The sequence below is a fragment of the Vibrio sp. 1978 genome, assembly GCF_033344345.1.
In genome coordinates, this window is record NZ_JAWPOP010000292.1 from 1 (window position 1) to 826 (window position 826).

Annotated in this window: 2 protein-coding genes; both read left to right on the forward strand. The window is 46.7% G+C overall.

Annotated elements, in window-relative coordinates:
- Positions 1–349 (forward strand): HAD family hydrolase (locus R8N49_RS26160; RefSeq protein WP_318190332.1); only part of this gene is annotated, 349 nt, incomplete at its 5' end.
- Between the two features lie 96 nt (positions 350–445).
- Complete coding sequence (locus tag R8N49_RS26165; RefSeq protein ID WP_024702302.1) at positions 446–763, forward strand: DUF4144 domain-containing protein; 318 nt, start codon at positions 446–448, stop codon at positions 761–763.
- Positions 764–826 lie beyond the last annotated feature (63 nt).

Sequence of the window (826 nt, forward strand, 5' to 3'; positions counted from 1 at the left end):
CAATATTCATCGAGTGCTGTCCGACAACGGCATCAGCGCGCCGTTTAAATCCATCATCGGGTATGATGACGTCTCGAACGGACACCAAAAGCCCGATGCGTACAGTGGCATCAAATGCGTTGAGTCGATTTTTGGTCACGCAGAAAATCGACAGCTGATGTACATCGGTGACCATGAAGCCGACACGCAATTCGCACGCAACATCGAACAGCAGTTGGGTGGCCAAAGTAAAGTGATTGCCGTTGCAGCAGCGTACAGCGGCGCGATGCCAGAGCATTGGAGCGTGCAACCAGATTACGTGGCAAGAACGGTTGACGAGCTGTTTTCGATTATTGCTCAACACACGTAATTTTTGACTGCGGTTTAAGGCCAACACCTTGAATGCCAGCGCTCACCTTGCCCTTTCAGACATTGAAACAATTTTAGCCACTACACTGGAGGCCCCATGGTTACATGGCCATGTTTATTGAAACTCGATGGCGACGATGAACTTATCTATTTGCGTTCTCATGCCGATCTTGATTCCGAATGCGAAGCGCTCATTTTGGGGCCAGATGATTACGTAATTGACTCAAATGGCAACACGTTCGGGTTGCAATACAACGATTCGAACACCACCGTTTTACAACCGGAAGAACGCACTCTGTCCGTCGAGGAAGTTACGTCACTCATCCAGTCGCATGAGTTTTGTCTCGCACAAAGGTGCATCATCAAAATTCACTTCACCTCGGTACAGCAAGCTGTTGAGGCATTAGCCAATTAACTCGATCTTTGCCCACACTGATTACATAAAATTATTATTTTTATAATTTATGATAATTTCATG